We start from the raw sequence: 16,402 nt of genomic DNA, 5'->3' as shown, positions 1-16,402 counted from the left end.
ATTATTTATTAGTTAGAATGATTATATTTGATTTGTTCTTAAACTTAAAAAAATGAAAAATATTTTTTTAGCCTTTTTGCTTGTATCACAGGTCGTTGCTGCACAACATAAAAAGAAAGTGCAGAAAGAAATTCCTTTAGCACCACAAATTGAAGTATATAAATATCCTGATAACGAGCTTTTAAATGGCATTTTAAAAGGCTCAAAATGGTATTTCGATCTTGCCAGTAAAGTTGAAAAACAACTTTTTTTAGACAAAGAAAAAATGAAACCTGATGTTTTGTATTTTGTTGATGCTGAGAATTTTCAAATTAACATTAATCAAAAAAACTGCAAAAGTATTATAAAAGGAACTTATCAAATTTTGAAAGAAAGAGATGAAAATACAACTGTACAAAAAGGGCTTCAGCCTTTTAAAATTACTTCACCTCATCAAAAATGTAGTGCAAAATTATCCGGATTTCTATCGGGAGCACTCGATGTTTTTTTTAATGAAAGAGAACAGACGATAGAATTGAGAGAGGGGGAGACTTCGTCACCAATTACGGTTCCTGGTTTTTAATCCGGATATTAAAACTACATCTTTTCATTTTCTAATATTTTCAAGACTAGCTTTTCTTCATGAGTAAGGTCTGCTTTGCCATCATTTTCTTCTATTTCTTCCAGCTCATCAAGATATTTTTTGATGGTATTATTTTCATAAAGATTGATAACCAGTGGATGAACATAATATTTCCGGCAAACCGTACTTGTGTTTCCGAGATGAGAAGCAACAATATCTAAGGCTTCTTTTACTTTTTTCTTGTATTCTGTGTGAGTTTCGGCATATCCGATTTCTTTAAAAGCTATTAAAGCACTTACTGTTCCCGACCACGTTCTGAAATCTTTAGCTGTAAAATCTTCACCGCTGATTTCTTTTATATAATCATTTACCATACCCGAATCGATGGTGTGGCGGTGTCCTTCATCATCCAGAAACTGAAAAAGTTCTTTTCCGGGAATGTCTTTACATTTCTGCACCAATCGGGCTAATTTTTTGCTTTTAAGATCGATATTGTGCATAACTCCTTTTTTACCTTTAAAATTAAAAGTAATTTTTGGCCCCTTAATTTTGACGTGTTTATCTTTTAAAGTCGTTAACCCAAAAGAACCATACAGTTTTTCATATGCATTATTGCCGATTCTAATGTTTGTTCTTTGCATTAAACTAACAATGAGTGCTAATATTTTTCTTTTTTCAAAATTCCTTAATGCTAAATCTTTTTCTACATGAAGTCTGATTTCGGGCAAAGCATACCCAAACTGAAGCATTCTGTAAAATTTTGTATGGTTTCTCAACGCACTCCACAAAGGATGATAACGGTATTGTTTTCTCTTTTTAACATCAAAACCTGTTGCCTGAAGATGCCCATTATCCAAAGCACAGATCCACACGTTTTCCCAGGCGGGAGGTATAACCAGCTTGTTGATTCTTGTGATTTCGTCTTTGTCTTTGATTTTTTCGCCGTCTTTGAAATAGGAATATTTTTTTCCTGTCTTTTTGCGTGTGATACCGGTCGTTTCTGCATCGGTGGTATATATGAGATGTACCGCCTTTGCAGAAGCCTCCGGATCCTTCATAATTTTTACAATCTTTGCGGGTTTCAGATGGGAAATGAGGTCTAAGTCTGAATTTTCCATAAGATTATTTGGTTAAGAGTTCTTACCCCTTGAAAATAGCCATAATATAACGGCTACTACGCCAACTACTAATATTATTCCCCACCACATTCCTGCTTTAAAGATTGTTTCTACCGCTTCACAACTCGTTAATGTCAGTAAACAAATCAATGTTATACTGTATAAGGTCCATTTTTTCATGATAATTTATTTTTGGTGTTTTATTATTTTAAATTCTTTGAAGGTCTGCTTTCCATCTTTTAATGGACTTTTTAATTTCGTCTCCGGAAATATTTTCTTTTAATGCCTTTTCCAAAAGAATTTTAAACTCATCGTCGTAAGCAAACCTTAAAGCTGCAATCTGGCTGAACTTCAGTTTTTCTTCAACTTCATCGGATCTTACATTGAAAATCTCAAAATATCTTTGTTTGAATTCCAATCTCACCAAACGGTTTTGAAGTCCCAACGCATAATGCTGCCGAACCATAATTGCCAAATAGAAAATCAGAAAAATTACAAGTGAAAATAAAATCCAGATCAGTTGATAAAGTTCATCATTAAAAATTTTCCAGATTCCGAAAATTTCCAGAAAAATTAATAATGGAAGATAAATAAAATGATGCGGAGGATAAAATTTCCTGTGATTTTTATAATTCTGGCTTTCCATGGAAGCAATACTGCAAGAATCTTTCCAAAAAGTTAAATTTTTGCTGTTAATTACTATTTGTGGTATGCGAAAATTAGAAAATTAAGTTTGTTTACTTTAAAATATTATGATTTAAATAATAATGATATTAGAAATTAAAGTATCATAACTATTTGTTATCAGCTAAATTTAGATTTTAGTTTAAGGAAATAGTTTTCAAAATATTTGTAAGATATATGAGAAATAAGAAAAGTTAGGATAAGGGTAATAGGGTAAATAATCCAGTTCATCTGGAAATAGATCGAAGCTTTTAAAGCTATTATAATTGCTATACCATGCCACATATAAATTCCGTACGAAATTGATCCCAGATAATTGGTTATTTTATTTTCAAGTAAGGTTGAATACCTATCGTTACAAGCTAAATTGATAATAATAACAGCAAATAAAAAGGAGTAAATGTCATCATGAAAATATGGAAATTTTACACCAAATAATATTAATACAGAAGCTATCAATGAAGCTATCAATAAAACATGTTTTTTGAATAAAATATCTATTATAAAAGATTTTTTATAAATTAATATGGCGAAAACACCACCAATTGCCATACAATTTATTTTAAATTGAGATAAAAATCCTGTCAGAGCATTTTGTTTGAAACTTGAGAATAATTTGATACCTGTATGATTAAGAATAAAGCTAAGAATCCAATAAAATAAAAGTATTGAGATAACGAAATAAAAATATTTTCTTTTCAAAAAAAGAAACGGCCAGATAAGATAAAATTGTTCTTCTGTTGCAATTGACCATGTTTGAGAAGTATAGGCTATTTCCCCAAATAAAACAACACCAAGATTGGCAAAAATAGTTAAATAGTATATAATGCTAGAGCTTCTATGATCCAAAACATGAGTAAAGATTGTTCCGGGAATATCAAAAAAATGAATGTATGGAAAGACAAAAAAACCTAAAAGAATTACCAGATAATATAATGGCCATATTCTTAAAATACGTCGGATGAAAAAATTTTTAATACTAACTGTTCCCTTAAATTCTCTCTCATGTAATAGTAAAGAAGTGATAAGAAAACCACTTAAAACAAAAAATAAGACCACACCTAGTTTGCCGACTATTTGAAAAAAGGGGACATTGGCTAAATTTTCTATGCCAAATAATGATTTGTATAATTCAACATGACTGACAATAACAAGCGAAGCAGCTATAAATCTGAGGGAATTAAGATTAGGATAAAATTTTTTCATGGACAAAAATAAAGAAAATCATTTAAAGGCTATTTAACATTTTCTTAAAATATGAAGGTGAATATGAAAGCAGTGAATTAATATTAAATTCAAATTTTTCGTAACTTCCCGTCTTTAAAAAATTATAGAAAAATGACTTCAAAGGAAAAAGTAGCTGCGCTTCGTGAAGAGATGCAGAAAAATAATGTTGATGCATTTATAGTATATTCTGCGGATCCTCATATGAGTGAATATCTGCCTCAGGAATGGCAGGAAAGGTCTTGGTTGTCCGGATTTTTGGGTTCTGCGGGTTTTGTGGTAGTGACAAAAGATAAAGCAGGACTTTGGACAGACGGAAGATATTTTACTCAGGCTCCTATCGAATTGGCAGGGTCGGGAATTGATCTTTTCAAAGACGGAATGGAAGGAACCCCAAATTATATCGACTGGATTATTTCTGAAATTCCCGAAAACGGAAAAGTAGCGGTAAATGCTGTTGCCACGTCTCATGCCAACTGGGAACTTTTAACTCAAAAATTAAATTCGAAAAATATAACGCTGGTTGATTCTCCACTTTTAAAGGAAATCTGGAAAGACAGAGGAACGCCGTCAGAAAATCCAATTTTTGTACATCCGGTTGAAAGAGCAGGAAAATCTGTTGTAGATAAAATAGCAGCGATCCGTCAGAAAATGGAAGACCAGGAAGCAACGGTTCATATCATTTCAAGTTTGGATGATGTTGCATGGACATTGAATTTAAGAGGAAGTGATGTAGAAAGCAATCCTGTATTTTTAGGATATATTATTATCACTAAAAATGATGCAATATTGTTTACAGGGCTTGAAAAATTAGAAGTTGAATCAAGAAGGTCAATGGATGAATCTTTCGTCAAGATGATGCCTTATGAAGAATTTTACAATCATTTAAAAATATTCAAAAACGAAAAAGTTTTAGTTTCTCCAAATAGTAATCAGTCGATTTTTGAAGCTTTAAAATCAGATAATCAATTTATCAAAGCTCCGGTTCCGGGAAATTTAATGAAAGCTCAAAAAAACGAAACTGAGCTGGAAGGTTTCCGAAAAGTAATGGTAAGAGACGGCGTTGCTATGGTGAAATTCCTGTATTGGTTAACTCACAACGCAGGAAAAGAAGCAATGAACGAATATTCTATCGGCCAAAAGCTGAGAGGTTTCCGTGCAGAAGGTGAAAATTTTGTCGGAGAAAGTTTCGGAAGCATTGTTGGATATAAAGATAACGGTGCAATTATGCATTATTCTGCGAAAAGTGAAGGAAGTAAAGAGGTTACAAACGATGCAAGTATTTTAGTAGATTCAGGAGGTCAATACCTTGAGGGAACTACTGATATTACGAGAACTTTAGCTTTAGGTGCTGTTTCTGATGAATTTAAAAGAAATTCGACATTGGTTTTACAGGGATTGATCCGTCTGTCGATGGTGAAATTCCCGAAAGGAACAAGAGGTGTTCAGTTGGACGCCATTGCGAGACTTCCTTTATGGATGGAAGGTAAGGATTACAACCACGGAACAGGTCATGGCGTAGGAAGTTTTATGAATGTTCATGAAGGTCCGCAAAACATCAGAAAAGATATGAATCCGCAGGAATTATTGGTAGGAATGGTTTGTTCAAACGAGCCGGGGTATTATCTGGAAGGAAAATACGGAATCCGTCATGAAAATTTAATTGCTGTAAAAGAATCTGAAACAACCATTCACGGTACATTTTATGAATTTGAAACTTTAACGTTCTGCCCGTTCTTTAAAGACACAATCGTTAAAGAAATCCTTTCTGAAAATGAAATCGTTTGGCTGAATAATTACCATAAAACATGCGAAGAAAAAATCGCTCCGTTTTTAGAAGGAGAAGTAAAAGAATGGTTTTTGGAACTGGTAAGTCCACTTTAAAAATTAAATTTATAGATTTCAGATTTTAGAACTTATAAATAATAAATAAAAGTCTTGTAAGTTACATTACAAGGCTTTTTTATTTGCACAACCGTATTTTTACGGATAAAACTTTAGGGTTTATCCTGAGTATTTGAAGAGCGAGTGAGTCTATCTTTGTATCAACAAAAAGAAACATCATTCATACTTCATATAACTTAGTAAATTCAAAGCAGCAATCACCTCAGTTCTTGAGGTGATTTTTATTTTATATCAGGATTTCTTTATGAATTAAAATCATATCTCCATTGGGAATCTATTATCCGAAAAACGTCTGATACAAAAGATAGAGATTTAAAATAATAATAATAAATGAAATAAACCAAACAGATATTTTCATGACCGGTTTGTTTACAAATTCGCCCATTTTAGCCTTATCGCTTGTAAACATCACTAACGGAACCACCGCAAAACTCAACTGCATCGATAAAATAACCTGACTTAAAACCAATAATTCCGTTGTACCTTGTTCACCATAAAGAATAGCAACAATCAAAGCCGGAATTACCGCAATTAATCTGGTAATTAAACGTCTGAGCCAAGGTTTTAATCTGATATTTAAGAAACCTTCCATTACGATTTGCCCGGCAAGAGTTCCGGTTAATGTAGAATTTTGTCCGGAAGCTAACAATGCAATCGCAAAAACAATACTCGCCATTGAAGCACCCAAAATTGGAGTCAGCATTTTATACGCATCATGAATGTCTGCAACATGTTTGTTTCCGGTTATATGAAAAGTTGCGGCGGCAAGAATTAAAATGGCTGCATTAATGAAAAATGCAAGCATCAAAGAAACTGTACTGTCTAATGTTGCAAATTTTATCGCTTCTTTTTTACCTTCTTTGTTACGCTCATAATCTCTTGTCTGAACAATACTGCTGTGTAAATATAAGTTGTGAGGCATTACCGTTGCTCCTAAAATCCCGATAGCAATATAAAGCATCGCAGGATTCTGAATAATTTCTTTTTTGGGGACTAATCCTCCCAAAAGCTCATTAATAGCGGGTTTTGAAATTATCAATTCATAAACGAAGCAGGCGAGAATAATGAAAATTAATCCGCCAACAATACTTTCGATCCAACGAAAACCTTTTGACTGAAGCAAAAGAATGACAAGAACATCAATTGTTGTGATCACAATTCCCCAGGTTAAGGGAATATGGAAAAGTAAATTTAAAGCAATCGCAGAACCGATAACTTCTGCAAGATCACAGGCGGCAATCGCAATTTCACAGAAAACCCAAAGCATAAAATTAGTTTTCGGACCAAAATGATCTCTGCAAGCCTGAGCTAAATCTCTTTCTGCTACAACGCCCAATTTTACAGATAAATGCTGCAAAACCATGGCGAAAATATTAGAAATTAAGATCACGGAAAGCAGAGTATAACCAAATTGCGCACCTCCCGCAATATCGGTTGCCCAGTTTCCAGGGTCCATATATCCAACAGCAACCATTAATCCCGGACCTGCAAAAGCCAGATATTTTCTCCAGAAACTACCATTTTTTGGAACTTTTACAGAGGAATAAACTTCTGATAATGAGTTTGATATTTTATCTTTTCGCCAAGCGGGTTTTAAATTCAGATTCATAAAATGTTAGAAATGACTAACAAATGTAATTAAATAAATGAAATTGAGAAAATTATATATGAAAAATCCCGGAAAATATTTTCCGGGATTTAGCTATTTTATGTTTTTAAGATTATTTTGCGAATCTTACTGCCATTTTTCTGTCAATAGCTCTTTCAGCATCAGATGCTTTAGCATCAACTGTTGCAAACTGGCTTCCGTATCCGTCAGCTCCTGCAACCTGAGAACCTACACCTTGCTTGTCTAGCCAAGATTTGATGTAGTTTGCTCTTTCGGCAGACAATTTTAAGTTTTTAGCTTCATCTCCTGTTTTATCAGTATATCCTCCGATTTTTACTTTCGCTTCAGGATATGCTTTTAAAATAGCAACTAAGTTTTGTAACTGTCCTTCAGAACCTGCTTCCAATTGATTAGAACTACCCATTTTGAAATTTACATGGTCAAAGTTATACCAAGTTGTTTTCAACGCGGCATCGTCTTTTGCATTTTTATAACCGTCAGATTTCAGGAAAGTGATCATTTGATCCTCCATTCCTCCTTTGTAGCCTTTCAATGAAGTACCGTTTAAGTCAATATTTTCATCAACTTTAGAAGTAGTAGCTGCTGTTCCTGCCGTATCAGCTGGTGAAACTGTATTTGCTGTGTCGGTAACAACCTTACCTGAATCTGTTGCTGTTGTAGTAGTGGTCGTTTGCTTTTTATCACATTGTTTCCAAATGAAATATGCTGCCGCAATTAAAAGCAAAAGCGGAAGCAACCATTTCCAGATCGAGCTTCCGCCTTCATTATTGTTTCTGTCAGGAAAAGTTCCTGAAGATGTTGTACTTCTTGTAACCTCAATTTTAGGTTCTTCCGAAGCAGTAGTTTTTATTGTATCATTATCGTTATCAAACTTGTATCCTTTAGCCCAATCTCCAATATTTAAAGAAGCTAAAGAAAGTCCTGCAGGTAATAATGTAGAAACAATTCCTTTTTGGTCATTCAATAAACTTGAAATTCCGGATTTGTCTAAATTATTATCAGTTGCATATTTTCCGATCGATCCAACAGTAGCTCCTGTAACCAAATTCAGTAAAGAACTTGAAGAGTTATTGCTGATTCCTGCAAAAGTGGCAATAGAATTAACCAAACCACCCAATTTATCACCAAAAATAGTAGATAATAAAGTTGTAATGATTGAATTATTGGAAGATCCTCCCAATAAATTTCCTAAAATTCCACTTGATGAAGCATTTGTAATGGCATCCAAAACACCCGGATTACTAGAATTGTTTGCCAATCCACCCAAAACGGCAGGTAATAAACCTCCGATTGCTTTTGAAATTCCTGATTCACTTTCTCCAAGCTGTGATGAAGCTTGAGATACTAAAGCGGGACCTAATTGTCCTTTAATTAAATCGATAACATTTAAAGACATAATAAATTTATTTTAAAGATTAATGTTGAAGTAAATTTAAACAAAAAATAGTCCAAACATCATTTTTTAAAAAAAATCTGCAAAAATTCATGGAATTTTTGCAGATTTAATAATTTATTATGTTAAGTTTTAATAGGCTTTTGCGAATAAAACTCGTCTTTTAGATGGCTTTCCGGAGATTAGGGAAACTCCTTCTTCGATATCATCATCCAAAGGAATACATCTGATTGTAGCCTTGGTTTCTTCCTTAATCTGCTCTTCTTCTTCAGCAGTTCCGTCCCAATGTGCATAGATGAATCCAGCTTTTTCTTCTAAAACTTTTTTAAACTCTTCATAAGTGTCAACTTTTGTAATGTTGTCTTTTCTGAAATTTACAGCTTTAGTATATAGATCTTGTTGGATTGTTTTTAATAAGTCCTCGATATAAGAATCCAATCCTTCGATAGAACGAACCTCTTTTGTTAAGTTGTCTCTTCTCGCTATTTCCACAGATTTGTTTTCTAAATCTCTTGGTCCCATTGCGATTCTTACAGGAACACCTTTCAATTCGTATTCAGCAAATTTCCAGCCTGGTTTGTTTTGAGTATCATTATCAAATTTCACAGAAATTCCTTTTGCTCTCAATTTAGCCTGAATATCTAAAGCTACTTCACTTATCTGCTCCAATTGTTCTTCTCCTTTGAAAATAGGAACAATCACTACCTGAATCGGCGCCAAAGTAGGAGGTAATACCAATCCGAAATCATCCGAGTGAGTCATAATTAAAGCTCCCATCAGACGGGTAGAAGTTCCCCAAGATGTTGCCCAGGCATGTTCTATTTTTCCTTCTTTGTTTGTGAATTTTACATCAAATGCTTTCGCAAAATTCTGTCCTAAGAAGTGAGAAGTTCCTGCCTGAAGAGCTTTTCCATCCTGCATTAAAGCTTCGATACAATAAGTTTCATCAGCTCCCGCGAATCTTTCCGAAGGTGTTTTTATCCCCTGAATTACTGGCATTGCCATAAAGTTTTCTGCAAAATCTGCATATACTTTATTCATTTTTTCAGCTTCTTCCACTGCTTCATCTTTTGTAGCATGAGCGGTATGACCTTCCTGCCATAAAAATTCTGCTGTTCTAAGAAACAGACGGGTTCTCATCTCCCAACGAACAACATTTGCCCATTGGTTAATTAATATTGGTAAATCTCTGTAAGACTGGATCCAGTTTTTATAAGTATTCCAGATAATTGCCTCTGAAGTAGGACGTACAATAAGTTCTTCTTCTAATTTGGCATCAGGATCTACGATAAGCTTACCGGGATTATCAGGATCATTTTTTAATCTATAGTGAGTGACAACTGCACATTCTTTTGCAAAACCTTCTGCATTTTTTTCCTCGGCCTCAAACAAGCTTTTGGGCACAAAAAGCGGGAAATAAGCATTAACGTGACCTGTCTCTTTGAATTTTCTATCCATTTCGTCACGCATTTTCTCCCAGATTGCATAGCCATATGGTTTGATAACCATGCATCCTCTTACTCCTGAGTTTTCAGCTAAATCGGCTTTTACAACCAACTCATTATACCATTTGCTGTAATCTTCGCTTCTTGAGGTTAATTTTGCCATTATTTTTTTTAATTTTTTTAACTTTTTGCTATTATTGTTATCTAAAAATAAAAATCTATTTTTGATAGATTTTTGTACCCGTGTTTTGGTACATTTTTGGTACAGATTGCAAATATAATTTAAATTAAAAATCTTTACGTTATCATGAAAAGAAATATACATAAAAATTTGCTTGGTATGTTAAAGTCTAAAGGGATTTTAGCAATATCAGGCGGATTATTACTTGTGTCTTGTGGTGCTCAGATGGGCGGCTACAGTGAGACCGATGGCGTTTACTACGACCCTAATAAAGATACACTTCCTGAAGGAGTGATCATCAGTGATAGAGGAAACAGGGTAGGAGAGAACTACGATTATTATCAAGATGATACAAACGTTGTTCAAAACGCCGAAGATAATTCCCGAGAAGGAAGGTATGATTCCTGGAACGATTATGCCTGGAATACAAATTCTACCGCAACTGATTCTGATTGGGGAAACTATGCCGGAAGCCAGACTAACTATTACGACAATTCTTGGGGATGGGGTTCTCCGTGGGGTTGGGGCGGTTATTATGGTGGTTATAACCCTTATTGGGGATATGGCGGCGGTTTCGGTTGGGGTCTTGGACTTTCATGGGGTGGCTCATGGGGCTGGGGCGGCGGCTGGAATATGGGTTGGGGATATTCACCTTATTGGGGAGGATATAATCCATATTGGGGCGGCTATTATGGTTACGGTTATCCTTATTGGGGATATGGCGGATATTATGGTGGCGGATATTGGGGAGGTAATTACTACAGACCTAATTACAGAAGAAGCGGTGCCGACGGAAGAGGATTTAATTCTTACAACGGAGGATTTGCCAATAAATACGGTATGAATTCAGGAGGTTTCAGAAGAAGCAATACTAATTCAGGTGGATTCAGAAACGGAAATACTACAAATGGAGGCTTTAGAGGATCTGACAATGGAGGTTTCAGACAAGGAAATACTAACGGAGGTTTCAGAGGTCAAAACGGAACAAGACCTCAGGGCGGATTCCGTAATCCAAATCAAAGCCAGCCAAGACCAAGTTATAATTACCCACAACAGTCTCAGCCGAGAAATGACGGAGGTTTCAGAAACAATGGTGGAAGCTTCAACAATTCCAACAGTGGAGGTGGTTTCAGATCCGGTGGCGGTGGCTTCGGAGGCGGAAGCGGCGGCGGATTTAGATCTAGCGGCGGTGGAGGCGGCGGCTTCAGAGGTGGTAGATAATTTTTCAAATTAATAACTATTCAAAAAAATAATGTTAAAAAAATCTTTAGCAATAATGAGCATTTCTGCAGCATTTTTTGCGCAGGCTCAAGATGTTTCTGTGATAAGAAATACTGTAGATGTTTATTCTAATGCTCCCAATGTAGGTTCTGCTAAGTTTAATGCAATGGCGGGTTCCAATGGAGCTTTGGGAGGCGATGCGAATTCTTTATTGACTAACCCGGCAGGTCTGGGTGTGGCAATTTCGGGAGAAGTTTCGGGAACATTGTCGGTTACGAGCAATAAGAATACATCTTCGTATGCAGGATCATCTTATGGATACAATATTAACAAAGGAGATCTTGGAAATCTGGGAGGGGTAATGACTTTCCAGCTGATGACTGAAAGTGCCTGGAAATTTATCAACATTGGGGTCAATTATTCGAACCAGTCTATTGAAAATTATGTTGAAACTCCGGGAAACAGTAATCTTATCTACGATTTTGATGCAACGAACAGCTCTTCTTTCGGAAGACATGCGTATGACAGATACGGTTATTTATCAAAAACGAGTGTAGGTGTAGGTGCGAATTATAACAACAATTTGTATTTAGGAGCCGGATTGAATTTCTTCAATTCATCGATTGATCAGTCTGATACAGCTATTTTCAATTCCTTGTCAAATGGAAGCCAGGAATATTTCAGCAAACAAAATACACCTTTCTATGAAAAAGGAAACGGTTTTTCCGCTTCATTAGGGGTTATTAGCAAGCTAAGTCCGAACTTTAGAATTGGTGCGGCATTAGAAACTCCAACTTTCTGGAATATCGACAGAAGCTATAATTTCTATAATGATCCTATTTATGGAGATGATTATGCTGTTGAAAATAGAAAACTGACTACTCCGCTTAAGGCGACAGTGAGTGCAGCTTTCATTGCCAGCAAAAGTTTCTCTTTAAATGTTGATTATACACTTGGATTAACAAAACCTAAGTATAAAGTTTACGGAGATGCAGAAACTGAATTAAACGACTTCTTTAAAGACAATTATAAAAATTTATCAGAAGTAAAAATCGGAGCAGAATATAGAGTTAAGCAGTTCAGATTGAGAGGCGGTTATTCTTATGCTTCAAGTCCTTTTGATGCGTTAACGGTTAGCAGATATGCTGATAACGGAGATGTAGTAGATAACCAATCATACAACAACTTAATTTTAAGTGACAGAAATGCCTTGTCAGTTGGTCTTGGATATGATTTCAAATCATTCTATGTAGATGCTTCCTATCAGAATATAACTTCAAAATATAGCAATCCATTATTAAGAGGGGTAGTAGACCCGGCTAATGGTATAGAATCTGGTTATTATTCACCAAACAATTTGATCTCAAGCAAGGCGTTTGTAGTATCAGATGTGAAAAACAGCAGAAATAACTTCTTTCTTACATTCGGATGGAAATTCTAACCTTCGGATTGTGTAATGAGTGATTAAATGAGGCTCCGAATTAAAAATTAATTCGGAGCTTTTATTTTTTTATAATTGAATTAATGATGATGTCCCACGGGAGAATGACTGTGGAAAAGATGCATAATTAATGCTAAAGAAACGCCTAAAATCACCAATCCGATTTTTACCCAGTCGATATTGTGATTCTTGTTGCTTTCAAAAATAATTACAGAAGAGATGTGTAAGAAAATTCCTCCGACAATAGCCAGGAAATAAGGCTGTAAATCAGGATTGAAATAATTCCCCAACAACATACCCATCGGTGAAGCCAATGCAAACAGGGCTACAATTAATAAAGAAGGATAAGAACTTGATTTCGAACCTTCTTTTCTGTTAAATAAAAACGCTCCCAAAATAAATGAAATCGGAAGGTTATGAAATACAATTCCCAAAAGATAAGGCGAGAACTCATGCTCTTCATTTGCCAAAGGAATTCCTTCGATGAATGCGTGAATGAAAAGTCCTACCATTAAAGCAACAGGAAGAATATTATGTTCGCTGTGATGATGAAAGTGTCCGTGTTCGAAACCTTTGGTAAGAGCCTCTAAAATCATTTGAAGCAGAACTCCGCCGATGACGAAAATCCCCAGATTACTTCCTGTTTCAGAAGTATAAACTTGTGGAAATACCTCATTCAAACAAATGGTAATCAGAAATCCGGCACTCAGAATCAATAAATTTTTAGCCAGCTTTTCTTTTTTACCAAAATGTTTTCCAAGAAATACTCCTGTAATGACACTTAAGATCAGTAAAAGTACTGTTATCATTATTTTTTCTTAAATAAATTAATGCAACGGAGAGAAGTTTCTTTATTAAATTCATTCAATTGATAATCTCCCCAGATTTTTATCCTTTCAAAACCACAGTCTGTTGCGTAAGAATTAATGGCTTCCAAGGTGTGAAGTTTTACTTTTTCAAAGAAATGGTAAGGTTTTCCGTCGGCTTCGAATGTAATATCTTTTACAATATGTCTTCCTTCGATTTTTTTGCAGATTTTAAATTCTATATCACCTCTTTTGATAAGAGATTCAGGAACGATATTTTTCCTTACATATTCTTCGTTAAGATAATCCAAAACAAAAAAACCTCCTGGTTTTAAAGCATTATAAACGGATTGAAAAACTTTTTTATCATCATTTTCATTATCAAAATACCCGAAACTTGTAAAAAGATTGAAAACTGCATCCGTAGGATCAGCGTCAATCGGATTTCTCATGTCGTGAACATCGAACAGTAAAGTCTGATTCTCAAACTGTTTGTCGAATTCTATACTCTGCCTAGAAAGATCAAGCCCTAAAACATCATAGCCTAATTTATTAAGAAAAACGGAGTGTCTTCCTTTTCCGCATGCAAGGTCGATAATTTTAGAATTTGGCGGAAGCTGCAGATCTGCAGTCAGTTTTGTAATGAAGTTTTCCGCTTCTGTATAATCTCTGTTGTTGTAAAGTAAATGATAATAAGGGGTATCAAACCAAGATTCAAACCATTCCATAATGCAAAAATAGTGTTTTTTGGCTGATAGTTCATCGTTGTCAGCTGATGGTTTTTATCAGTTGCAACGATTTCTATCAACTATAAACTGACAACCAACAATTAAAATTGTTTATTTTTGCAAAATGAATATAGAAAATATACAGATTCAGATAAAAACTTTCTTCGGATTAGAACAAATTTTGGCTGAAGAGATCAAAAAATTGGGCGGAAGAAATGTTGAAGTAAAAAACCGAGCGGTAAATTGCGAAGGTGATTTAGGCTTTCTTTATAAAATTAATTATTCTGCGAGAACGGCTTTAAAAATATTAGTTCCGATTCATGAATTTAAGGCTTTCAACCAACATCAGTTTTATGACAGGCTTTTTAAAATGGAATGGGAGCAGTTTATGGATGTTGACCAGTCTTTTGCGATTGATGCAACAGTGAATTCTGAAACTTTCAAGCATTCACAATTCGTGACTTTGAAAATGAAAGATGCAATTGTTGATTATTTTCAGGATAAATTCAAAAGACGTCCTAATGTAGAACCTAAACATCCGGACATTAAATTTCACCTTCATATCGACAGAGAATTGGTGACGATATCTTTAGATTCTTCTGGTGACGCTTTGTTTAAAAGAGGGTACAGAAGAGAACAGGGTGAAGCTCCTATTAACGAGGTTTTGGCAAGCGGAATGCTTCAATTGGCAGGTTGGGACGGAAAAGGGAATTTCCTTGATCCAATGTGTGGTTCCGGAACGCTTTTGATCGAAGCGGCGATGATTGCACTGGATCTTCCGGCACAGATTTTCAGAAGAGGATTTGCTTTCCAAAACTGGAAAAATTATGATGCTGATTTGTTTGCTAAAATTAAAGAATTCAGAATCAATCGTGTAAGAGAATTTACCGGAAAAATTGTTGGGTACGACATCGACGGAAAAATGCTGAATGCCGCAAGAATGAATATCGAAGCAGCCGAAATGGAAGACGTTATTGAAGTGACAAGACAGGATTTCTTTGATTCTAAAAAGGAACTTTTCCCGTTATTAATGGTCTTCAATCCGCCCTATGATGAGAGAATTTCTATTAATGATGATGATTTTTACAAGAAAATAGGAGATACTTTCAAAACGCATTACCCGAATACATTGGCTTGGCTGATTTCTTCTGATCTGGAAGCGGTGAAGAAAATCGGTCTTCGTCCGTCAAGAAAAATCAAGCTTTTCAACGGAAAATTGGAAACGAGATTCCTTCAGTATGAAATGTATGAGGGAACGAAGAAAGTACATAAATTAGAAGAAAAATAAGAGCAAAACCTTCCTGTTTACGGAAGGTTTTTTATTTTTTTTCCAATTCTGAAATTCTTCCCTTCAATTCCTGAATTTCTTTTTTCAATAAATTGATATATTCCTGTTGATTTTCAAGTAAATATTCAGGAACGTTGCAATAAACATTATTACTACCAATATAATTGCCCGAATTATTTTCAAAGTTCTGGTTTATTGAATTCTCTTTCTCTGTTTGTTTTATATCATCAATCTCCACATTCAATAATTTTGCAATGCGTTCCCATTCGTCATCTCTAATTTCAACTTCGCCTTTTTCTTTGCGTAAATAATGAGTTTGGCTTATTTTCAGATGTTCAGCTATATCTTGCTGAGAAAAATTTTTTTCTTTTCTTGCCCGTATTAATTTTTCCTTTATCATAGATAATTTTTTTTACAAATATAAAACAAAATTATGCGAATAAATTCGAATAATTTTTATTTGGTTTTTAGAAGCTAGGGATATAGATTTGCAACAAAGTTATCCGGAAATACTTTTAATGAAAATAATTTATTAACAATTCTAAAACAAAGAAATGAAAAAGAAAATTTTATTTTGTGCTATGATAGGAATTTCTGTTATGGCATTTGCGAGAACTCAAGCGGTGTGGATGTCTACTTGTGGTGTGAAACATTATACTACATTTTCAGATAGTGCAACTTATCAACAAATGGCAGATGCTATTGCAGCAATCAACCTTCTTGAATGTGGTACAAGCCCACATGTTACAATCAATCCTTAATATCAGATTTGGGCG

The 16,402-nt window shown here is 34.7% G+C and carries 15 protein-coding genes; 6 read left to right on the top strand and 9 right to left on the bottom strand.

All coding sequences use genetic code 11. The features are described from left to right. Nucleotides 1-52: 52 nt before the first annotated feature. Nucleotides 53-562, top strand: a complete 510-nt coding sequence (locus ABD745_RS15850; RefSeq protein ID WP_344832041.1) for a hypothetical protein — start codon at nucleotides 53-55, stop codon at nucleotides 560-562. A 14-nt stretch (nucleotides 563-576) separates the two neighbouring features. On the opposite strand, the gene ABD745_RS15845 is transcribed toward ABD745_RS15850, so the two are convergent. The 3 genes from ABD745_RS15845 to ABD745_RS15835 all read right to left on the bottom strand — a co-directional run bounded on the left by ABD745_RS15845 (nucleotide 577) and on the right by ABD745_RS15835 (nucleotide 3,570). Then, nucleotides 577-1,680, bottom strand: a complete 1,104-nt coding sequence (locus ABD745_RS15845; protein ID WP_344832038.1) for a DNA topoisomerase IB — start codon at nucleotides 1,678-1,680, stop codon at nucleotides 577-579. Between the two features lie 208 nt (nucleotides 1,681-1,888). Next, the gene (locus ABD745_RS15840; RefSeq protein ID WP_344832035.1) at nucleotides 1,889-2,326 is read right to left on the bottom strand and encodes a DUF6526 family protein; all 438 of its coding nucleotides are present in this window, start codon (nucleotides 2,324-2,326) and stop codon (nucleotides 1,889-1,891) included. A 158-nt stretch (nucleotides 2,327-2,484) separates the two neighbouring features. Next, nucleotides 2,485-3,570 (bottom strand): acyltransferase family protein, encoded by a 1,086-nt coding sequence (locus ABD745_RS15835; protein WP_344832032.1) that lies wholly within the window; start codon nucleotides 3,568-3,570, stop codon nucleotides 2,485-2,487. A gap of 132 nt (nucleotides 3,571-3,702) precedes the next feature. Here ABD745_RS15835 and ABD745_RS15830 point away from each other — a divergent pair, with 132 nt between their 5' ends. Further along, a complete protein-coding gene (locus ABD745_RS15830) occupies nucleotides 3,703-5,472 on the top strand; it encodes an aminopeptidase P family protein (protein ID WP_344832029.1) in 1,770 nt (589 codons plus the stop codon). A gap of 298 nt (nucleotides 5,473-5,770) precedes the next feature. Here ABD745_RS15830 and ABD745_RS15825 read toward each other — a convergent pair whose 3' ends face one another. The 3 genes from ABD745_RS15825 to proS all read right to left on the bottom strand — a co-directional run bounded on the left by ABD745_RS15825 (nucleotide 5,771) and on the right by proS (nucleotide 10,124). Next, nucleotides 5,771-7,102 carry an Nramp family divalent metal transporter gene (locus ABD745_RS15825; RefSeq protein WP_344832026.1) on the bottom strand — a complete coding sequence of 444 codons (1,332 nt, stop codon included), beginning with the start codon at nucleotides 7,100-7,102 and terminating at the stop codon, nucleotides 5,771-5,773. A gap of 112 nt (nucleotides 7,103-7,214) precedes the next feature. Further along, nucleotides 7,215-8,519, bottom strand: coding sequence for an OmpA family protein (locus tag ABD745_RS15820; RefSeq protein ID WP_344832023.1), 1,305 nt, complete (start codon nucleotides 8,517-8,519; stop codon nucleotides 7,215-7,217). A 129-nt stretch (nucleotides 8,520-8,648) separates the two neighbouring features. Next, entirely contained in the window at nucleotides 8,649-10,124 is a 1,476-nt protein-coding gene (proS, locus tag ABD745_RS15815; protein ID WP_344832020.1) for a proline--tRNA ligase, read from the bottom strand. Nucleotides 10,125-10,301: 177 nt separating this feature from the next. On the opposite strand from proS, the gene ABD745_RS15810 reads away from it, so the two are divergent. Together ABD745_RS15810 and ABD745_RS15805 are read left to right on the top strand one after the other, a co-directional pair. Then, on the top strand, nucleotides 10,302-11,363 hold the full coding sequence (locus tag ABD745_RS15810) for a prolyl-tRNA synthetase (protein ID WP_344832018.1): 1,062 nt from the start codon (nucleotides 10,302-10,304) through the stop codon (nucleotides 11,361-11,363). 31 nt (nucleotides 11,364-11,394) lie between these two features. Next, nucleotides 11,395-12,804, top strand: coding sequence for an OmpP1/FadL family transporter (locus tag ABD745_RS15805; protein WP_344832016.1), 1,410 nt, complete (start codon nucleotides 11,395-11,397; stop codon nucleotides 12,802-12,804). 80 nt (nucleotides 12,805-12,884) lie between these two features. Here ABD745_RS15805 and ABD745_RS15800 read toward each other — a convergent pair whose 3' ends face one another. Next, entirely contained in the window at nucleotides 12,885-13,610 is a 726-nt protein-coding gene (locus tag ABD745_RS15800) for a ZIP family metal transporter (protein WP_344832345.1), read from the bottom strand. A 2-nt stretch (nucleotides 13,611-13,612) separates the two neighbouring features. Continuing rightward, on the bottom strand, nucleotides 13,613-14,338 hold the full coding sequence (locus ABD745_RS15795; RefSeq protein ID WP_344832014.1) for a class I SAM-dependent DNA methyltransferase: 726 nt from the start codon (nucleotides 14,336-14,338) through the stop codon (nucleotides 13,613-13,615). Between the two features lie 124 nt (nucleotides 14,339-14,462). On the opposite strand from ABD745_RS15795, the gene ABD745_RS15790 reads away from it, so the two are divergent. Further along, nucleotides 14,463-15,626 (top strand): THUMP domain-containing class I SAM-dependent RNA methyltransferase, encoded by a 1,164-nt coding sequence (locus ABD745_RS15790; protein ID WP_344832012.1) that lies wholly within the window; start codon nucleotides 14,463-14,465, stop codon nucleotides 15,624-15,626. A gap of 31 nt (nucleotides 15,627-15,657) precedes the next feature. Here ABD745_RS15790 and ABD745_RS15785 read toward each other — a convergent pair whose 3' ends face one another. Next, nucleotides 15,658-16,026, bottom strand: coding sequence for a helix-turn-helix transcriptional regulator (locus ABD745_RS15785; protein ID WP_344832009.1), 369 nt, complete (start codon nucleotides 16,024-16,026; stop codon nucleotides 15,658-15,660). Nucleotides 16,027-16,180: 154 nt separating this feature from the next. Between ABD745_RS15785 and ABD745_RS15780 the strand changes: the two genes are divergently transcribed. Then, a complete protein-coding gene (locus tag ABD745_RS15780; RefSeq protein WP_344832007.1) occupies nucleotides 16,181-16,387 on the top strand; it encodes a hypothetical protein in 207 nt (68 codons plus the stop codon). The last annotated feature ends 15 nt before the right edge of the window (nucleotides 16,388-16,402 follow it).

This window comes from Chryseobacterium ginsenosidimutans (assembly GCF_039536845.1).
Lineage (GTDB): Bacteria > Bacteroidota > Bacteroidia > Flavobacteriales > Weeksellaceae > Chryseobacterium > Chryseobacterium ginsenosidimutans_B.
This window is presented reverse-complemented; position numbering and strand designations above follow the sequence as displayed.

What these genes read in the sequence shown, in the direction of transcription:
- ABD745_RS15795 (WP_344832014.1), bottom strand. Translation starts at nt 14,338, where the DNA reads ATGGAATGGTTTGAATCTTGGTTTGATACCCCTTATTATCATTTACTT.
- ABD745_RS15830 (WP_344832029.1), top strand. Translation starts at nt 3,703, where the DNA reads ATGACTTCAAAGGAAAAAGTAGCTGCGCTTCGTGAAGAGATGCAGAAA.
- ABD745_RS15845 (WP_344832038.1), bottom strand. Translation starts at nt 1,680, where the DNA reads ATGGAAAATTCAGACTTAGACCTCATTTCCCATCTGAAACCCGCAAAG.
- ABD745_RS15805 (WP_344832016.1), top strand. Translation starts at nt 11,395, where the DNA reads ATGTTAAAAAAATCTTTAGCAATAATGAGCATTTCTGCAGCATTTTTT.
- ABD745_RS15820 (WP_344832023.1), bottom strand. Translation starts at nt 8,519, where the DNA reads ATGTCTTTAAATGTTATCGATTTAATTAAAGGACAATTAGGTCCCGCT.
- ABD745_RS15810 (WP_344832018.1), top strand. Translation starts at nt 10,302, where the DNA reads ATGTTAAAGTCTAAAGGGATTTTAGCAATATCAGGCGGATTATTACTT.
- ABD745_RS15840 (WP_344832035.1), bottom strand. Translation starts at nt 2,326, where the DNA reads ATGGAAAGCCAGAATTATAAAAATCACAGGAAATTTTATCCTCCGCAT.
- proS (WP_344832020.1), bottom strand. Translation starts at nt 10,124, where the DNA reads ATGGCAAAATTAACCTCAAGAAGCGAAGATTACAGCAAATGGTATAAT.
- ABD745_RS15790 (WP_344832012.1), top strand. Translation starts at nt 14,463, where the DNA reads ATGAATATAGAAAATATACAGATTCAGATAAAAACTTTCTTCGGATTA.
- ABD745_RS15835 (WP_344832032.1), bottom strand. Translation starts at nt 3,570, where the DNA reads ATGAAAAAATTTTATCCTAATCTTAATTCCCTCAGATTTATAGCTGCT.
- ABD745_RS15825 (WP_344832026.1), bottom strand. Translation starts at nt 7,102, where the DNA reads ATGAATCTGAATTTAAAACCCGCTTGGCGAAAAGATAAAATATCAAAC.
- ABD745_RS15785 (WP_344832009.1), bottom strand. Translation starts at nt 16,026, where the DNA reads ATGATAAAGGAAAAATTAATACGGGCAAGAAAAGAAAAAAATTTTTCT.
- ABD745_RS15850 (WP_344832041.1), top strand. Translation starts at nt 53, where the DNA reads ATGAAAAATATTTTTTTAGCCTTTTTGCTTGTATCACAGGTCGTTGCT.
- ABD745_RS15780 (WP_344832007.1), top strand. Translation starts at nt 16,181, where the DNA reads ATGAAAAAGAAAATTTTATTTTGTGCTATGATAGGAATTTCTGTTATG.